This window comes from Priestia flexa (assembly GCF_021441905.1).
Lineage (GTDB): Bacteria > Bacillota > Bacilli > Bacillales > Bacillaceae_H > Priestia > Priestia flexa.
The window spans coordinates 250,580-266,151 of record NZ_CP090431.1 but is presented as its reverse complement, the minus strand read 5'-3'; the positions used below and the strand labels follow the sequence as shown (position 1 = coordinate 266,151).

Annotated in this window: 9 protein-coding genes, 17 tRNA genes and 2 rRNA genes; 1 reads left to right on the top strand and 27 read right to left on the bottom strand. The window is 41.1% G+C overall.

Annotated elements, in window-relative coordinates; all coding sequences use genetic code 11:
- Positions 1-4: 4 nt before the first annotated feature.
- The 7 genes from LZP85_RS01435 to queG form a co-directional block, all read right to left on the bottom strand.
- A complete protein-coding gene (locus tag LZP85_RS01435) occupies positions 5-562 on the bottom strand; it encodes a TVP38/TMEM64 family protein (RefSeq protein ID WP_119543912.1) in 558 nt (185 codons plus the stop codon).
- 8 nt (positions 563-570) lie between these two features.
- Positions 571-1,014: a MarR family winged helix-turn-helix transcriptional regulator gene (locus LZP85_RS01430; RefSeq protein ID WP_025908461.1), complete on the bottom strand. Its 444-nt coding sequence runs from the start codon at positions 1,012-1,014 to the stop codon at positions 571-573.
- Positions 1,015-1,134: 120 nt separating this feature from the next.
- Positions 1,135-2,313, bottom strand: coding sequence for a sporulation protein YhbH (gene yhbH, locus LZP85_RS01425; protein ID WP_025908460.1), 1,179 nt, complete (start codon positions 2,311-2,313; stop codon positions 1,135-1,137).
- A 226-nt stretch (positions 2,314-2,539) separates the two neighbouring features.
- Positions 2,540-4,435 (bottom strand): PrkA family serine protein kinase, encoded by a 1,896-nt coding sequence (locus LZP85_RS01420; protein WP_025908459.1) that lies wholly within the window; start codon positions 4,433-4,435, stop codon positions 2,540-2,542.
- A gap of 334 nt (positions 4,436-4,769) precedes the next feature.
- Positions 4,770-5,270 (bottom strand): tRNA (uridine(34)/cytosine(34)/5-carboxymethylaminomethyluridine(34)-2'-O)-methyltransferase TrmL, encoded by a 501-nt coding sequence (gene trmL / locus LZP85_RS01415; RefSeq protein WP_119543911.1) that lies wholly within the window; start codon positions 5,268-5,270, stop codon positions 4,770-4,772.
- A gap of 58 nt (positions 5,271-5,328) precedes the next feature.
- Complete coding sequence (locus LZP85_RS01410) at positions 5,329-6,219, bottom strand: amidase domain-containing protein (protein ID WP_206783038.1); 891 nt, start codon at positions 6,217-6,219, stop codon at positions 5,329-5,331.
- Between the two features lie 75 nt (positions 6,220-6,294).
- Positions 6,295-7,431, bottom strand: a complete 1,137-nt coding sequence (gene queG, locus LZP85_RS01405; protein WP_025908456.1) for a tRNA epoxyqueuosine(34) reductase QueG — start codon at positions 7,429-7,431, stop codon at positions 6,295-6,297.
- Between the two features lie 109 nt (positions 7,432-7,540).
- Between queG and LZP85_RS01400 the strand changes: the two genes are divergently transcribed.
- Positions 7,541-8,206 (top strand): B3/B4 domain-containing protein, encoded by a 666-nt coding sequence (locus LZP85_RS01400; protein ID WP_076513359.1) that lies wholly within the window; start codon positions 7,541-7,543, stop codon positions 8,204-8,206.
- Positions 8,207-8,329: 123 nt separating this feature from the next.
- On the opposite strand, the gene LZP85_RS01395 is transcribed toward LZP85_RS01400, so the two are convergent.
- From LZP85_RS01395 to LZP85_RS01300, 20 genes are all read right to left on the bottom strand, one after another.
- Positions 8,330-8,403: transfer RNA gene (locus tag LZP85_RS01395), tRNA-Gly, on the bottom strand.
- 152 nt (positions 8,404-8,555) lie between these two features.
- Positions 8,556-10,484, bottom strand: coding sequence for a fructose-bisphosphatase class III (locus LZP85_RS01390; RefSeq protein ID WP_062686542.1), 1,929 nt, complete (start codon positions 10,482-10,484; stop codon positions 8,556-8,558).
- Between the two features lie 257 nt (positions 10,485-10,741).
- A tRNA-Leu gene (locus LZP85_RS01385) sits at positions 10,742-10,823 on the bottom strand.
- Positions 10,824-10,851: 28 nt separating this feature from the next.
- Positions 10,852-10,940, bottom strand: a tRNA-Leu gene (locus LZP85_RS01380).
- Between the two features lie 18 nt (positions 10,941-10,958).
- A tRNA-Cys gene (locus LZP85_RS01375) sits at positions 10,959-11,032 on the bottom strand.
- Positions 11,033-11,047: 15 nt separating this feature from the next.
- Positions 11,048-11,122: transfer RNA gene (locus tag LZP85_RS01370), tRNA-Gly, on the bottom strand.
- An 8-nt stretch (positions 11,123-11,130) separates the two neighbouring features.
- Positions 11,131-11,205, bottom strand: a tRNA-Gln gene (locus tag LZP85_RS01365).
- A gap of 7 nt (positions 11,206-11,212) precedes the next feature.
- Positions 11,213-11,288: transfer RNA gene (locus LZP85_RS01360), tRNA-His, on the bottom strand.
- 9 nt (positions 11,289-11,297) lie between these two features.
- Positions 11,298-11,371: transfer RNA gene (locus LZP85_RS01355), tRNA-Trp, on the bottom strand.
- 6 nt (positions 11,372-11,377) lie between these two features.
- A tRNA-Tyr gene (locus LZP85_RS01350) sits at positions 11,378-11,461 on the bottom strand.
- A gap of 9 nt (positions 11,462-11,470) precedes the next feature.
- Positions 11,471-11,546, bottom strand: a tRNA-Thr gene (locus LZP85_RS01345).
- 14 nt (positions 11,547-11,560) lie between these two features.
- Positions 11,561-11,636: transfer RNA gene (locus tag LZP85_RS01340), tRNA-Phe, on the bottom strand.
- A gap of 9 nt (positions 11,637-11,645) precedes the next feature.
- Positions 11,646-11,721 (bottom strand) — tRNA-Asp (locus LZP85_RS01335).
- A gap of 4 nt (positions 11,722-11,725) precedes the next feature.
- A tRNA-Met gene (locus LZP85_RS01330) sits at positions 11,726-11,802 on the bottom strand.
- Positions 11,803-11,818: 16 nt separating this feature from the next.
- A tRNA-Val gene (locus LZP85_RS01325) sits at positions 11,819-11,894 on the bottom strand.
- An 18-nt stretch (positions 11,895-11,912) separates the two neighbouring features.
- A tRNA-Glu gene (locus LZP85_RS01320) sits at positions 11,913-11,987 on the bottom strand.
- 14 nt (positions 11,988-12,001) lie between these two features.
- Positions 12,002-12,093: transfer RNA gene (locus LZP85_RS01315), tRNA-Ser, on the bottom strand.
- Positions 12,094-12,096: 3 nt separating this feature from the next.
- Positions 12,097-12,171, bottom strand: a tRNA-Asn gene (locus LZP85_RS01310).
- A gap of 10 nt (positions 12,172-12,181) precedes the next feature.
- Positions 12,182-12,297, bottom strand: a 5S ribosomal RNA gene (gene rrf, locus LZP85_RS01305).
- Positions 12,298-12,516: 219 nt separating this feature from the next.
- Positions 12,517-15,451, bottom strand: a 23S ribosomal RNA gene (locus LZP85_RS01300).
- Positions 15,452-15,572 lie beyond the last annotated feature (121 nt).

Here is a 15,572-nt window from a genome sequence, read left to right as displayed (position 1 = left end):
CCTTTCATATGGCAGACCTTGCATAAAGTTTTCGAACTACAAGTATGATAAGTACGCAGCCTATGAAAGAAATCAATACCTTCCCAGTACTTGTCCAGTTCATGACTTGATAAACAGAATAGCCTTCAATAAGAATTGAAGGAAGCTTCCCAATTGAGCTTGCTAAAATAAAAATCCCTAAAGAAGTCTTTCCAATAGCCGCAATAAATGTAACAAGTCCTGAAGGGACAAAAGGTAATAGTCTCAAAGAAAGAATAAGTAGAAATGCTTCTTTTCCCCGTGCATGTAAAAGCTGTTGAATTTTAGGAGAAGACAACCGCTTATGAGCAGTTAGCTTTCGAAAACCTTTTCGGTAGAGCCAAAACGAAACAACTGCTCCAACTGATTCTCCAATAAACGAAATAACCATTCCTTCCCAAAAACCAAAAACAACCAAATTAGCTGCTGTTAAAAATACGCTTGGTAAAACACCAGCAATACTAATGAGCACATTCAACAAAATACTTAGTATAAATGCAATACTATCATAGCTTTCGAATAGCTGAACCGTAATTTCTTGGATATCCGCATTCATTTGTCGCTGTTTTCTCCTGTTACGACTCGATAAAGCTTGTTAGCAATTTCTTTTAGCTGCTGTGTTTCTTCCATAGATAAATGGGAATAGTAGCGCTCTATAATAAATTGATCAATTCGCTCATATTCATCAAAGTATTCCTGTCCTTTAGGACCAAGCGTTAAAAGGATTTCCCGACGATTTTCAGGATTAAGTTCTCGATGCAAATAACTTTCTTTTTCTAATTTAGTAATAAGCTGACTAACAGAGCTCATTGACAAATTATATTTTTTCGCAATCGTTTGCACGTTTACAGGTTGCATATCATAAACTGACCTCAGCACATTAAATTGCTTTGGCGTAATATCATTAATTAGCGAAGAAAAGTACGTCTTCATTAAATAATCGTTTACTTTATTAAATATAGAAATAGCTTTTTTTATATTATCAGCTTGTTCCATTTAGACACTCCTAGTTTATATACTTAAATAGTTTAACTACATAAACTATATAACGGAGACGAATAGCTGTCAACTACAAGAAGCCCCTTCTTGTATAGAAGTGGCTTCTTAAGTGATACCTTATGCATATTTTGTTCCTTCTGGCTCTTTTCTAAAAAAGCTTTTCATCGCATGAAATACATCTGCTTTTTGCTTAAGAATAAAATGGCGGAACTGTTCATCCTGAATATTCTTATATGCAGACATTAAAGTCGAATGACGATTGTATTGATTTACTTCTCCATATCCAAACATATTAGAAACCTTCATTAGTTCATTTACAAGCTTAACACACCTTGCGTTGTCGGATGTTAAATTGTCGCCATCTGAAAAGTGAAATGGATAAATATTATAACGGCTAGGATCGTACTTTTTATTAATCAATTCAAGTGCTTTACGGTAAGCTGATGAACAAATAGTTCCACCGCTTTCTCCCTTAGAGAAAAAGTCTTCTTCTGAAACAACTTTGGCTTCTGTATGATGGGCAATAAATTCAATTTCGACAGTTTCATACTTTGTTCGTAAAAAGCGAGTCATCCAAAAGAAAAAACTTCTCGCCATATACTTTTCCCAAATCCCCATAGACCCACTTGTATCCATCATCGCAAGCACAACTGCTTTTGATTCAGGTTTTGTTACTTCATTCCACGTCTTAAACTTTAAATCTTCAGGGAAAATTGGGTGAAATGCAGGCTTACCAGTCATTGCATTTCTCTTGTACGCAGACATCATCGTGCGCTTTTTATCAATGTTCCCCATCAAGCCAGTACGTCGAATATCATTAAATTCGATGTGTTCAACAACAATGTTATCAGATTCTTTTCGCTGTAAATTCGGAAGTTCAAGCTGTGCAAACAGTGCTTCTTGTAGCTCCATGAGCGATACTTCTGCTTCAAAGTAATCTTCTCCAGCTTGATCACCTGCACCTTGACCTTTGCCAGCACCTTTTTTTCCATCACCGCCAGATCCATCTCTGGCTACAACATCTCCTACTTTGCTTTCACCATCCCCTTGGCCAACGTGTTTATTCTTATCATAATTATAGCGAATTCTGTACTCATCTAATGAACGAATTGGAATCTTAACAACGTCTCTCCCATTTGACATGACAATGTTTTCTTCTGTAATTAAATCCGGTAAGTTATTCTTTATCGCTTCTTGGATTTTTTCTTGGTGTCGCTTCTGATCGTCATGACCTTTACGGTGGAGGGACCAGTCTTCCTTGGAAATCGCAAAACTCTTATCAATCTCTTTACCCACGTATTTCCCCTCCTTGTTCAAGCTGCTTTTGAAAGGTTGGTTATTCTATCCTATGTCTCAAAATGGTATACTTGCTAATTAATTTAGCTTCGGCTTTTAAAAAGCCCGGCTGTACACTATCATATGAAAAAGCATCTACTGTGAATGAGATAAATGCCTATTTTGCTAATATAAAAGATAAAGAAAACATGGCACATATCAGCGGTGCCATGTTTTTTATCATTCTTTATCGATTCAATAAGCTTCCTACATAGCGTAAAAGTTCGTTCGCTGAAACGGAATTATAGCCATGCTCATCAATTAAGCGAGCAACTACCTCATTTACTTTTTTCAGCTGCTGTTCGTCTGGTGTCTTCGTTGATGTGGTAATTTTCACTACATCTTTTAAGTCCGCAAATAATTTTTTCTGAATAGCTTCACGTAAACGCTCGTGCGAATTATAGTCAAAGCGTTTCCCTTTACGAGCATACGCAGAAATACGGATTAAGATTTCTTCACGGAACGCTTTCTTCGCATTTTCTGAAATGCCAATTTGCTCTTCAATTGAGCGCATTAGCTTTTCATCTGGATTCATTTCTTCCCCTGTTAACGGATCGCGCAGCTTGTTTTTATTGCAATATGCCTCAACGTTATCGAGGTAGTTCTCCATCAGCGTCTTCGCTGATTCTTCATATGAATATACGAATGCTTTTTGAACTTCTTTTTTCGCGATTTCATCATATTCTTTACGTGCTAATGAAATGTAGTTTAGATAGCGCTCACGGTCTTCTGCTGAAATAGATGCATGCTGATCTAACCCCTCTTTTAGTGAACGCAATACATCTAACGCATTAATTGATTTAATATCTTTTCGAATGATGGTTGATGAAATACGGTTAATTACATAACGTGGATCGATTCCACTCATACCTTCATCCGAATGTTCTTTCTTCAACTCTTCCACATCTGCATCGTTGTAACCTTCAACAGATTGGCCATCATATAGCCTCATTTTCTTTAATAGATCAATATCGCCTTTTTTAGGCTCTTTTAATCTTGTTAGCGTTGTAAAGATGGAAGCAATGCGCAGCGTATGTGGTGCGATATGCACATCCGATACGTCGCTTTCTCGAATCATTTTTTCATAGATTTTCTCTTCTTCACTAACCTTTAAGTTATATGGAACCGGCATGACGATAATACGTGAATGCAAGGCTTCATTTTTCTTATTCGAAATAAAGGAGCGATACTCCGTTTCATTTGTATGTGCGACGATTAATTCATCTGCACTAATTAAAGCAAATCGTCCTGCTTTAAAATTCCCTTCTTGGGTAAGAGATAATAAATGCCATAAGAACTTCTCATCACACTTTAACATCTCCTGGAACTCCATCATTCCTCGGTTCGCTTTATTTAGCTCTCCGTCAAATCGATATGCTCGTGGATCTGATTCTGATCCGTATTCAGCAATGGTTGAAAAGTCAATGCTTCCTGTTAAGTCAGCAATGTCCTGAGATTTTGGATCAGATGGACTGAATGTACCAATCCCCGTACGTTTATCTTCAGAGAAGAAGATTCTTTCGACAATAACGTCTTCAATTCTGCCGCCATACTCTTCCTCTAACCTCATTGTATTTAAAGGCGATAAGTTTCCTTCAACTCGAATGCCATACTCTTCATAGAAGTCTCGACGCAGATGGTGTGGAATTAAATGAAGTGGATCTTCATGCATTGGGCATCCTTTGATTGCATAGACAGCACCACGATCTGTTAAAGAATACGCTTCTAATCCTCTTTTTAGCATGGTAACAAGCGTTGATTTCCCTCCACTAACTGGTCCCATAAGTAATAAAATACGCTTCCGGACATCTAATCGTTTCGCTGCAGGATGGAAGTATTCTTCAACCAGCCTTTCAAGCGATTCTTCTAGACCAAACATTTGTTCACTGAAGAATTTATATTGCTTTTTCCCATTGACATCTTCAATTCCTGCATCTTTAATCATATTGTAGACCCTTGAATGCGCTGGCTGAGCAATTAAAGGCTCATCTTTAATTAGTTTTAAATATTCTTCAAATGTACCTTCCCATTTAAGTCGATTCTCTGCTTCACGGTATTTTTCAATTTTCTTTAATATATCCATTAAAGGACCTCCCCTACTAGTTCTGGTGCTAGTGAACAAGATTAATACAATCTATGCAGTAAAATGTTTGAACATGCTTTTTAAATTAAGAAATTCAGAATTTTGTCTACATTAAAGATTCACAGCGTGCCATGAATTAGCTATAATAATTAGGAGGAGCATGACAGAAAAATAAAGGAGGCTCTATCCATGAGGTTACTATTGGTTTTAGGAGTATCACTTGCTTTTTTATCAGCAATTTTTACGGCTGGGTATAATGACAAGCCTGGGGTAAAGCGCAAATAGAATGAACCTACATAGAACAGTCATCCTTGTAAAAAAAAAGAAAATCCCCTTAATCAAGGGGATTTTCTCTTAATAAGTCGCCGTACTCTTGCTGTCGCAGCGCTTCATAAATTAAAATAGCTGCCGTGTTTGATAAGTTTAAAGAACGAACGTTTTTCGTCATTGGTAAACGCAAGCATCTATCCATATTCGCTTCAATGATTTCATCAGGTAAGCCACTTGTTTCGCGACCAAACACAAAGAAGTGATCATCTTCTACATTGCTATAGTCAAAGGATGAATGCGGCTTCTTTCCGAATTTAGTGATGAAGTAAAATGCTGCTTCTGGATACTTTTCAAAAATTTCTTCTAACGAATCATGATAGACAACCTCAACATAATCCCAATAATCTAAGCCGGCGCGCTTTAACATTTTATCATCCGTCGAGAAGCCTAATGGACGAACTAAGTGTAAAGTTGTGTTCGTTGCTGCACAAGTTCTCGCAATATTACCAGTGTTAGCTGGAATTTCTGGTTGATATAAAACAACATGTAGTCCCAAAATAGTCACCTCTAAATACAAATCTATTCATCATTATACCATTAACTTTTCAAAACAAAAGGGATATTTATTGATCGGTAATATGGAAAAACGTATACTTCATATTTGGCGTATAAGCTGTCGAATCTTCATAAGCCCAATAGCGCATGCGGCTATTATACGTATTAGCATTAACTAAAGGCATCCCGTCTGCATCTTTTGCCACAACGATTGTCGTGTGGTTCCATCTGCCGTCTCCTTCAAAATCATAGCAAATAACATCACCCATTGTTAACTCTTTAACTGAGCTTTTTTTAATGGCTCGCAGCCCTTGTTTTGAGTTTTGGAGATAACTGTGCATCGAGTGTGCCACCGCCCAGCTATAGCTCCAATTATCTTTACTTAGCCACCAGCCTTTACTTCGATTAGGTTGACCTCTCATAGGGGCTTTTCCTGCTCGTAAACACTGAGAGATGTAATTCGTACAGTTCACCTCAAAGTATTTATAAGCTGGATTAGGCGTATTCCAATATGTTTCTGCATACTGTACCGCTGCTAGACGGTCATAGTACCCATTTCGATCAGCTACTTCTTCCTTATCATCCAGACTAAATTCTAAGTCATCTATTTCATCTATATGAATAGGAAGCAATTTATCATGAATTAGCGTATCTTTATAAAACAATGCGCACCGCTCTTCTACCTCTTCTTCTACGTAAAATAAATCATCTTGTTTACATAAAAATCGTTTGTGTATTTGATAAGTAACCTTTGTCTCTTCATCTTCATTTTGAACGTCATGAATAGCTCCTTTAACTGTACACTTCACAACCTCTACTTTTCTCTTTCTCAGTAAAGACTGCTTAAGCTCGTATTCCTGTTCGATAAACGGCTTAAAGTCCTCGCTGATTACTTGATTCACGTAGCTATTTGCTTTGGCTTTCATCAATGTATATAGGACATTTTTCTTTGCTAGCATCTGTTCACCACATTTCTCTGCTTTTACTATACGCTATGATGAACAGCTTACCTTTTAACACAACAATTTCATCTTCTATGACTTTACTAACAGCGCAATTCCCTTTTCAAACTCTTGCTTGGCTTCCTCATCCTGCTCTTTTTCTTTTAATTGTTCCAGTATAGGTAGCACCTCATCGTTTCCAATTTTCCCTAAGGCCCAAGCTGCTGTTCCTCGTATTACAGGACGTACATCTTCTTTCATTACTTTAATTAAATCAGGTATAGCTGTTTCATCCTTAAAATGAGCAAGTGCAATAATTGCATTACGTTGAATTGGTTTTTTTCCACGCCAAGAACCAGATACATGGCCATATTTTTCTTTAAACTCACGATTGCTCATTGTTAATAACGGCTTTAACTTCGGCTTTGCAATCTCAGGATCTGGTTCCATTTCAGGATGAAAGTGAAAGTCTTTACCTTTATTCTCAGGACATACCGTTTGGCACGTATCGCAGCCGTATAAGCGGTTGCCAATTTTATCTCGAAACTCATCTACCAAAAAACCTTTTGTTTGTGTTAAAAATGCAATACAACGCTGAGAATTAAGCTGTCCGCCTGTAACTAATGCACCTGTTGGGCATACTTCAACACATTTATTACAAGTACCGCACTGGTCTTCAATTGGTTGATCCGGTTCAAATGGAATATTCGTGACGATTTCACCTAAATATACGTATGAACCAAACTCCGGCGTAATAATCGCGCAATTCTTTCCACTCCAGCCAATCCCAGCTCGCTCGGCAACGGCTCGATCAGAGAGCTCGCCCGTGTCTACCATAGATTTCACTTCAACACCTTGAACTTTTTCTTTTAAGAACGATTCAAGTTTTTGGAGCCTATCTCGTAAAATGGTATGATAATCTTGTCCCCAAGAAGCACGACAAAAAATGCCTCTTCGGTCTTCCTTTGTACTTCTTGGTGCATTAGGCATTTTAGAAGGGTATGCAAGAGCAATGGCAATGATTGACTTCGCTTTTGGAACCAAAAGCGTTGGATTCGTACGCTTCTCAATATCTGGTTCTTCAAACCCTGAAGCGTAGCCTAATTCTTGTTGTCTTAATAAACGATCTTTTAACGTCTCAAACGTTGACGCACTAGCAAAACCAATTTTATCAATACCTATTTCTTTACTATAGGCAATCACTTCTTTTTTTAACTGTTGAAAATCCATTTATGCTATTCTCCTTTAAAATTCAATGCGTAGAATTGCTTTTACTATCATTTTCACTGGAACAATTCTACTCTATACATAACTCACTAATGAAAAGGTGGTATTTTATATGAACGTTATCATTTCACCAGAAATTAAAGAAAAAAATAATGATATTAAACTAGGTATTATTCATTATCGAAATATCGAAGTAAGCGAAGCTCCACAAATGTTAAAAGGAAGGTTACGACTCTTTCAAGAATCCATTTATTTTGATTTACAAGATAGAACCATCACTTCTTTTGAAGGAATCAAGGAGTGGAGAAGCATATTTAAGGAGTTTGGAACCGATCCAAGCAAATATCGTCCATCCATTGAAGCATTATTTCGTCGAATTCAAAAACAAACGTACTTACCCACAATTAATTCAGCTGTAGACTTAAATAACTTCTTTTCCCTTCAGTACGAAGTTCCTTTAGGCATTTACGATAAAAGCTGTTTAAATGGAGACATTTCGTTACGACTTGGGAATGAAGATGAAAGTTACCTTGCAATTAATGGTCGAGAAGTGTCTCTATACAATAAGCTTGTATTAGCAGATGAACAAGGTCCTTTTGGAAGTCCTTATGTTGACTCCAACCGAGCTCCAGTTTCTGAACAGACATCTGAAGCACTTCAAATAATCTTCTTAAAACCTTCTCTATCTACTGAAAGCTCCTTAAAACTAACTGAATCTCTCAGCACCATGTTTACACAAATTCATGGTGGAGAAGCTTCGTATTCGCTTATCAACTAACCACAAAGACGTTTATCTAATTTAGATAAACGTCTTTTTTTATTCACTATAACCCTAAAAATATAAAAAACGCAACACCTTGTTTTTGGTAAACAAGATACTGCGTTGTGATCACAATATGTATGGAGCGGGTGATGGGAATCGAACCCACGACATCAGCTTGGAAGGCTGAGGTTTTACCATTAAACTACACCCGCAAATGAAGTTGTGCTATCTCTTAACAACATTCATTATAGTATCTTTCGACATAAATTGCAACCCTTCTGTTAAATTTATGTGAAAATATTAACGAACTATTAAGTTTTCATAAACAAATAGGCTTTACAAGTTACCTTGCAAAGCCTATTTCTTAGCTATATCGATAATCTCTTAAAGCTTTTAAAACTGAAATTTCTTCTAATATCTGTTCACCTACATTTGTTTCTTTTACCATTTTTCGTTCCAATTCTTTATCAACTAGTCGCTTAACGGATAGTACATCAGCTTCGTCCAATAAGATATCTTTTTTGGAGTTAAAGTGCTTATGAGCAACTAACTGCATGCCATAAGAATTAGACAATAACGTATATCCTGCAATTCCGGTTTGTGATTGATATGCTTTTGAAAACCCGCCATCAATGACAATCATTCTACCGTTTGCTTTAACAGGGTTTTCACCTTCTATCTCTTTAACAGGCGTGTGACCATTAATGATATGACCATGATCTGGATTTAATCCAAAATCAGCTAATATTCGACGGCACATATCCTCTTTTTCACGAAGATAATAATATGGATTTTTCTTTTCTTTATGCGTTGCTTTATCTTTAATGAAATAGCGCTCAAACGTCGTCATCGCTCGTTTTCCAAATAGAGATGAATATTCGCCCGTCCATAAATACCAGACCATGTCAGTTGCTAAATCATCCGTTTTATCCGGGCCTGCAAAAGCCGAACGCAAATACTGCTCAAACACATCTAACAGTTGACGACCTGAATAAAACTTGCCTTCAATCACCATCTTTTCCATATTTCCTTCTTCATCTAAAGGAATGCATCCATGGATGAGTAAGTTCCCATTGTATTTCAAATAGAGATTTCCTTTATTCATAAGAAAGTTCATATGTCTTGCTAGCTTTTCAGAATGTTGAACTGAAAACAATAATTTCTCAATGACCTGCTCCTCTTCTTCTAAGAGCTCTTGTGGATTTTCAGGGTTTACCGTTGCAAAGCATCCATTTTCAATAGGATACGTTTTATCTCCAAGTGTAATTTCATTTGTTTCATAATTAACTTTCTCAAGCAAAAGTCGTTCTGACATATTGAAATACGGACGTCTTTTAATAATTGGCATTTCAAGCTTAAACTGAATCATCGCAATAGCTTGATGAATTTTTGTAATCTGTAAACGTTCATGCTCAGATAGTTGCGAACCTACATTTTCTTTTGGACGGAATGCAGGATTATCATCATAATATTTTTCTGCTAGGTTTAGAAGTGGTCGTAAGTTAATACCATACGCATCTTCAATAATATTTAAGTTATTATAACGTGCACAAATACGAACAATATTAGCTAAGCATACTTTCGAACCTGCAAAAGCTCCAATCCAAAGAACGTCATGGTTTCCCCACTGAATATCGACGGAATGATAGTTAATAAGAGTTTCCATGATTTTATCAGGTTCTGGACCACGATCATAAATATCTCCAACGACATGCAAATGATCGACAACCAACCGCTGAATGGTATAAGCCAGTCCTGATATAAGTTTATCAGCTTGTCCTAATGAAATGATTTGCTGCACAATTTTATGATAGTAATGCTCTTTATTTGTAAATTCATCTGTCTTATATAAAAGCTCTTCAATAATATAAGCAAACTGCTCAGGGAGTGCTTTACGCACCTTTGAACGTGTATACTTCGATGATGCATACAAAACTAAATCAAGCATGCGATTAATCATTGTCGTATACCAATCACGTAGTTCTTGTTTGCGAGTAAAGTTTGCTTTAATAATCTTCAGCTTCTCTTCTGGATAATAAACAAGCGTCGCAAATTCATTAATTTCTTGTTGAGATAATGTATCCTTAAATAGATCTTTAATCTTTTCTTTTACGTTTCCCGACCCATTTCGTAATACGTGTTGAAAGGCCTGATACTCGCCGTGTAAATCACTTACAAAGTGTTCTGTTCCTTTTGGCAAATTTAGAATTGCTTCTAAGTTAATAATTTCCGTTACCACTTTCTCTTCTGTGTCATACTTCTTAGCCAGTAGATCTAAATAATTTACGTTCAAAACTATGTATCCCCTTTCAAACTAACTTATCACCTCAGCAGTGAACTAAGAAGCTTACTGCGTGAGTCTTTCATCTTTAGTACTTATTGTACACCTCTTCACACTCGACTTCTAGAGAGATCAATTACATTTTGTTAACTAATTTACAATTTTTATTTAATTCAAACTTAATCAGTTGCTTTGAAAAGACTAAACACAAAAAAGACCTCAACATCTTTGTTGAAGTCTTAACATTACGTTCTTTTATGTAAAACTAATACCAGTGGTCGGGGTCGAACCGACACTCCCGAAGGAACACGATTTTGAGTCGTGCGCGTCTGCCAATTCCGCCACACTGGCAAAATAAAAAAGGCAGAAATAATATAAATGGTGCCGAGGGCCGGACTTGAACCGGCACGGTAGTCACCTACCGCAGGATTTTAAGTCCTGTGTGTCTGCCAATTCCACCACCCCGGCAGGACTTATTGTGAATAATGGAGGCGGCAACCGGATTTGAACCGGTGATAAAGGTTTTGCAGACCTCTGCCTTACCACTTGGCTATGCCGCCACTTTATTCAAAATATGGAGCGGAAGACGAGGTTCGAACTCGCGACCCCCACCTTGGCAAGGTGGTGTTCTACCACTGAACTACTTCCGCATATTGTATGGCTGGGCTAGCTGGATTCGAACCAACGCATGACGGAGTCAAAGTCCGTTGCCTTACCGCTTGGCTATAGCCCAATAAAAATGGGGCGACTGATGGGAATCGAACCCACGAATGTCGGAACCACAATCCGATGCGTTAACCACTTCGCCACAATCGCCGTATTAATTGGCAGGGGTAGTAGGAATCGAACCCACACTGACGGTTTTGGAGACCGTAGTTCTACCTTTAAACTATACCCCTATAAGATGGTGGAGGGGGGCAGATTCGAACTGCCGAACCCGAAGGAGCGGATTTACAGTCCGCCGCGTTTAGCCACTTCGCTACCCCTCCAGAAAAACATGGTGCCGGCAAGAGGACTTGAACCCCCAACCTACTGATTACAAGTCAGTTGCTCTACCAGTTGAGCTACACCGGCGTGTTTTCATAAGATGGTGGCTCGGGACGGAATCGAACCGCCGACACAAGGATTTTCAGTCCTTTGCTCTACCAACTGAGCTACCGAGCCTTCTTATAATGGCGGTCCCGACGGGAATCGAACCCGCGATCTCCTGCGTGACAGGCAGGCATGTTAACCGCTACACCACGGGACCACTTTGGTTGCGGGGACAGGATTTGAACCTGCGACCTTCGGGTTATGAGCCCGACGAGCTACCAGACTGCTCCACCCCGCGATGATAAGAACATAAATGGTGGAGGATGACGGGATCGAACCGCCGACCCCCTGCTTGTAAGGCAGGTGCTCTCCCAGCTGAGCTAATCCTCCAACTATGTATAAGAATTATGGTGACCCGTACGGGATTCGAACCCGTGTTACCGCCGTGAAAGGGCGGTGTCTTAACCACTTGACCAACGGGCCATTTAAGAAATAAATGGCGGAGAGCAAGGGATTTGAACCCTTGAGACAGCGTTAACCGCCTACACGATTTCCAATCGTGCTCCTTCGGCCACTCGGACAGCTCTCCAAATGGCTCCACAGGTAGGACTCGAACCTACGACCGATCGGTTAACAGCCGATTGCTCTACCACTGAGCTACTGTGGAATCTTATAAAGCCTGGCAACGTCCTACTCTCACAGGGACAAAGTCCCAACTACCATCGGCGCTAGAGAACTTAACTTCCGTGTTCGGCATGGGAACGGGTGTGACCTCTCTGCTATCGCCACCAGACATATTATATTATACAACTTCTTTGAAAAAAAGCAAGACTTTTTTATCTTGTTCTCTCAAAACTAGATAACATTTTTCGCTGAGTACTAAGTTTACTGTCTAGCTACAGCTCCTAATTGTTCGGTCGTTTCACTTCTGTTATTGAAACCAAAGAGCGGTTTCCCCTATCAGAAGCTCCAACGCCTTTCACAATTCAACAGTCGCCTTCGCTTTTCTAATTTGGTTAAGTCCTCGATCGATTAGTATCAGTCAGCTACACACGTCGCCGTGCTTCCACCTCTGACCTATCAACCTGATCATCTTTCAGGGATCTTACTAGCTTGCGCTATGGGAAATCTCATCTTGAGGGGGGCTTCATGCTTAGATGCTTTCAGCACTTATCCCGTCCACACATAGCTACCCAGCGATGCCTTTGGCAAGACAACTGGTACACCAGCGGTGTGTCCATCCCGGTCCTCTCGTACTAAGGACAGCTCCTCTCAAATTTCCTACGCCCACGACGGATAGGGACCGAACTGTCTCACGACGTTCTGAACCCAGCTCGCGTACCGCTTTAATGGGCGAACAGCCCAACCCTTGGGACCGACTACAGCCCCAGGATGCGATGAGCCGACATCGAGGTGCCAAACCTCCCCGTCGATGTGGACTCTTGGGGGAGATAAGCCTGTTATCCCCGGGGTAGCTTTTATCCGTTGAGCGATGGCCCTTCCATGCGGAACCACCGGATCACTAAGCCCGACTTTCGTCCCTGCTCGACTTGTAGGTCTCGCAGTCAAGCTCCCTTGTGCCTTTACACTCTACGAATGATTTCCAACCATTCTGAGGGAACCTTTGGGCGCCTCCGTTACTCTTTAGGAGGCGACCGCCCCAGTCAAACTGCCCACCTGACACTGTCTCCCAGCCCGATCAGGGCTGTGGGTTAGAATTTCAATACAACCAGGGTAGTATCCCACCGACGCCTCCACCGAAGCTAGCGCTCCGGCTTCTCAGGCTCCTACCTATCCTGTACAAGCTGTACCAAAATTCAATATCAGGCTACAGTAAAGCTCCACGGGGTCTTTCCGTCCTGTCGCGGGTAACCTGCATCTTCACAGGTACTATAATTTCACCGAGTCTCTCGTTGAGACAGTGCCCAGATCGTTACGCCTTTCGTGCGGGTCGGAACTTACCCGACAAGGAATTTCGCTACCTTAGGACCGTTATAGTTACGGCCGCCGTTTACTGGGGCTTCGATTCAGAGCTTCTCCCAAAGGATAACCCCTCCTCTTAACCTTCCAGCACCGGGCAGGCGTCAGCCCCTATACTTCGCCTTGCGGCTTCGCAGAGACCTGTGTTTTTGCTAAACAGTCGCCTGGGCCTATTCACTGCGGCTCTCTCGGGCTATACACCCTACCAGAGCACCCCTTCTCCCGAAGTTACGGGGTCATTTTGCCGAGTTCCTTAACGAGAGTTCTCTCGATCACCTTAGGATTCTCTCCTCGCCTACCTGTGTCGGTTTGCGGTACGGGCACCTCCCGCCTCGCTAGAGGCTTTTCTTGGCAGTGTGGAATCAAGAACTTCGGTACTATATTTCCCTCGTCATCACAGCTCAGCCTTATGATGAGCGGATTTGCCTACTCATCAGCCTAACTGCTTGAACGCGCATATCCAGCAGCGCGCTTACTCTATCCTCCTGCGTCCCCCCATTACTCAAACGGCGGGGAGGTGGTACAGGAATATCAACCTGTTGGCCATCGCCTACGCTTTTCAGCCTCGGCTTAGGTCCCGACTAACCCTGAGCGGACGAGCCTTCCTCAGGAAACCTTAGGCATTCGGTGGACAAGATTCTCACTTGTCTTTCGCTACTCATACCGGCATTCTCACTTCTAAGCGCTCCACCAGTCCTTACGGTCTAGCTTCGCAGCACTTAGAACGCTCTCCTACCACTGACATCTAAGATGTCAATCCACAGCTTCGGTGATACGTTTAGCCCCGGTACATTTTCGGCGCAGAGTCACTCGACCAGTGAGCTATTACGCACTCTTTAAATGGTGGCTGCTTCTAAGCCAACATCCTGGTTGTCTAAGCAACTCCACATCCTTTTCCACTTAACGTATACTTGGGGACCTTAGCTGGTGGTCTGGGCTGTTTCCCTTTTGACTACGGATCTTATCACTCGCAGTCTGACTCCCACGGATAAGTCTTTGGCATTCGGAGTTTGACTGAATTCGGTAACCCGTTGGGGGCCCCTAGTCCAATCAGTGCTCTACCTCCAAGACTCTCACAACGTGAGGCTAGCCCTAAAGCTATTTCGGAGAGAACCAGCTATCTCCAGGTTCGATTGGAATTTCTCCGCTACCCACACCTCATCCCCGCACTTTTCAACGTGCGTGGGTTCGGGCCTCCATTCAGTGTTACCTGAACTTCACCCTGGACATGGGTAGATCACCTGGTTTCGGGTCTACAACCACATACTAAACGCCCTATTCAGACTCGCTTTCGCTACGGCTCCGTCTCTTCAACTTAACCTTGCATGGGATCGTAACTCGCCGGTTCATTCTACAAAAGGCACGCCATCACCCATTAACGGGCTCTGACTACTTGTAGGCACACGGTTTCAGGTTCTCTTTCACTCCCCTTCCGGGGTGCTTTTCACCTTTCCCTCACGGTACTGGTTCACTATCGGTCACTAGGGAGTATTTAGCCTTGGGAGATGGTCCTCCCAGCTTCCGACGGAATTTCACGTGTTCCGCCGTACTCAGGATCCACTCAAGAGGGAACGAAGTTTCAACTACAGGGTTGTTACCTTCTTTGACGGGCCTTTCCAGACCTCTTCATTTACCTCGTTCCTTTGTAACTCCGTATAGAGTGTCCTACAACCCCAAGAGGCAAGCCTCTTGGTTTGGGCTAATTCCGTTTCGCTCGCCGCTACTCAGGAAATCGCATTTGCTTTCTCTTCCTCCGGGTACTTAGATGTTTCAGTTCCCCGGGTCTGCCTTCAATATCCTATGTATTCAGATAAAGATACTGCTCCATTACGAACAGTGGGTTTCCCCATTCGGAAATCTCCGGATCAAAGCTTACTTACAGCTCCCCGAAGCATATCGGTGTTAGTCCCGTCCTTCATCGGCTCCTAGTGCCAAGGCATTCACCGTGCGCCCTTTCTAACTTAACCATTAGCGAATAAATGGTGCAACTTGCGTTGCGTTATTTATTGGTTTGATTAAAGAAAAGTTTCACTTTTCCTCAGCTATTACTGTTATCTAGTTTTCAAAGAACAATCGCACTCAAAATTC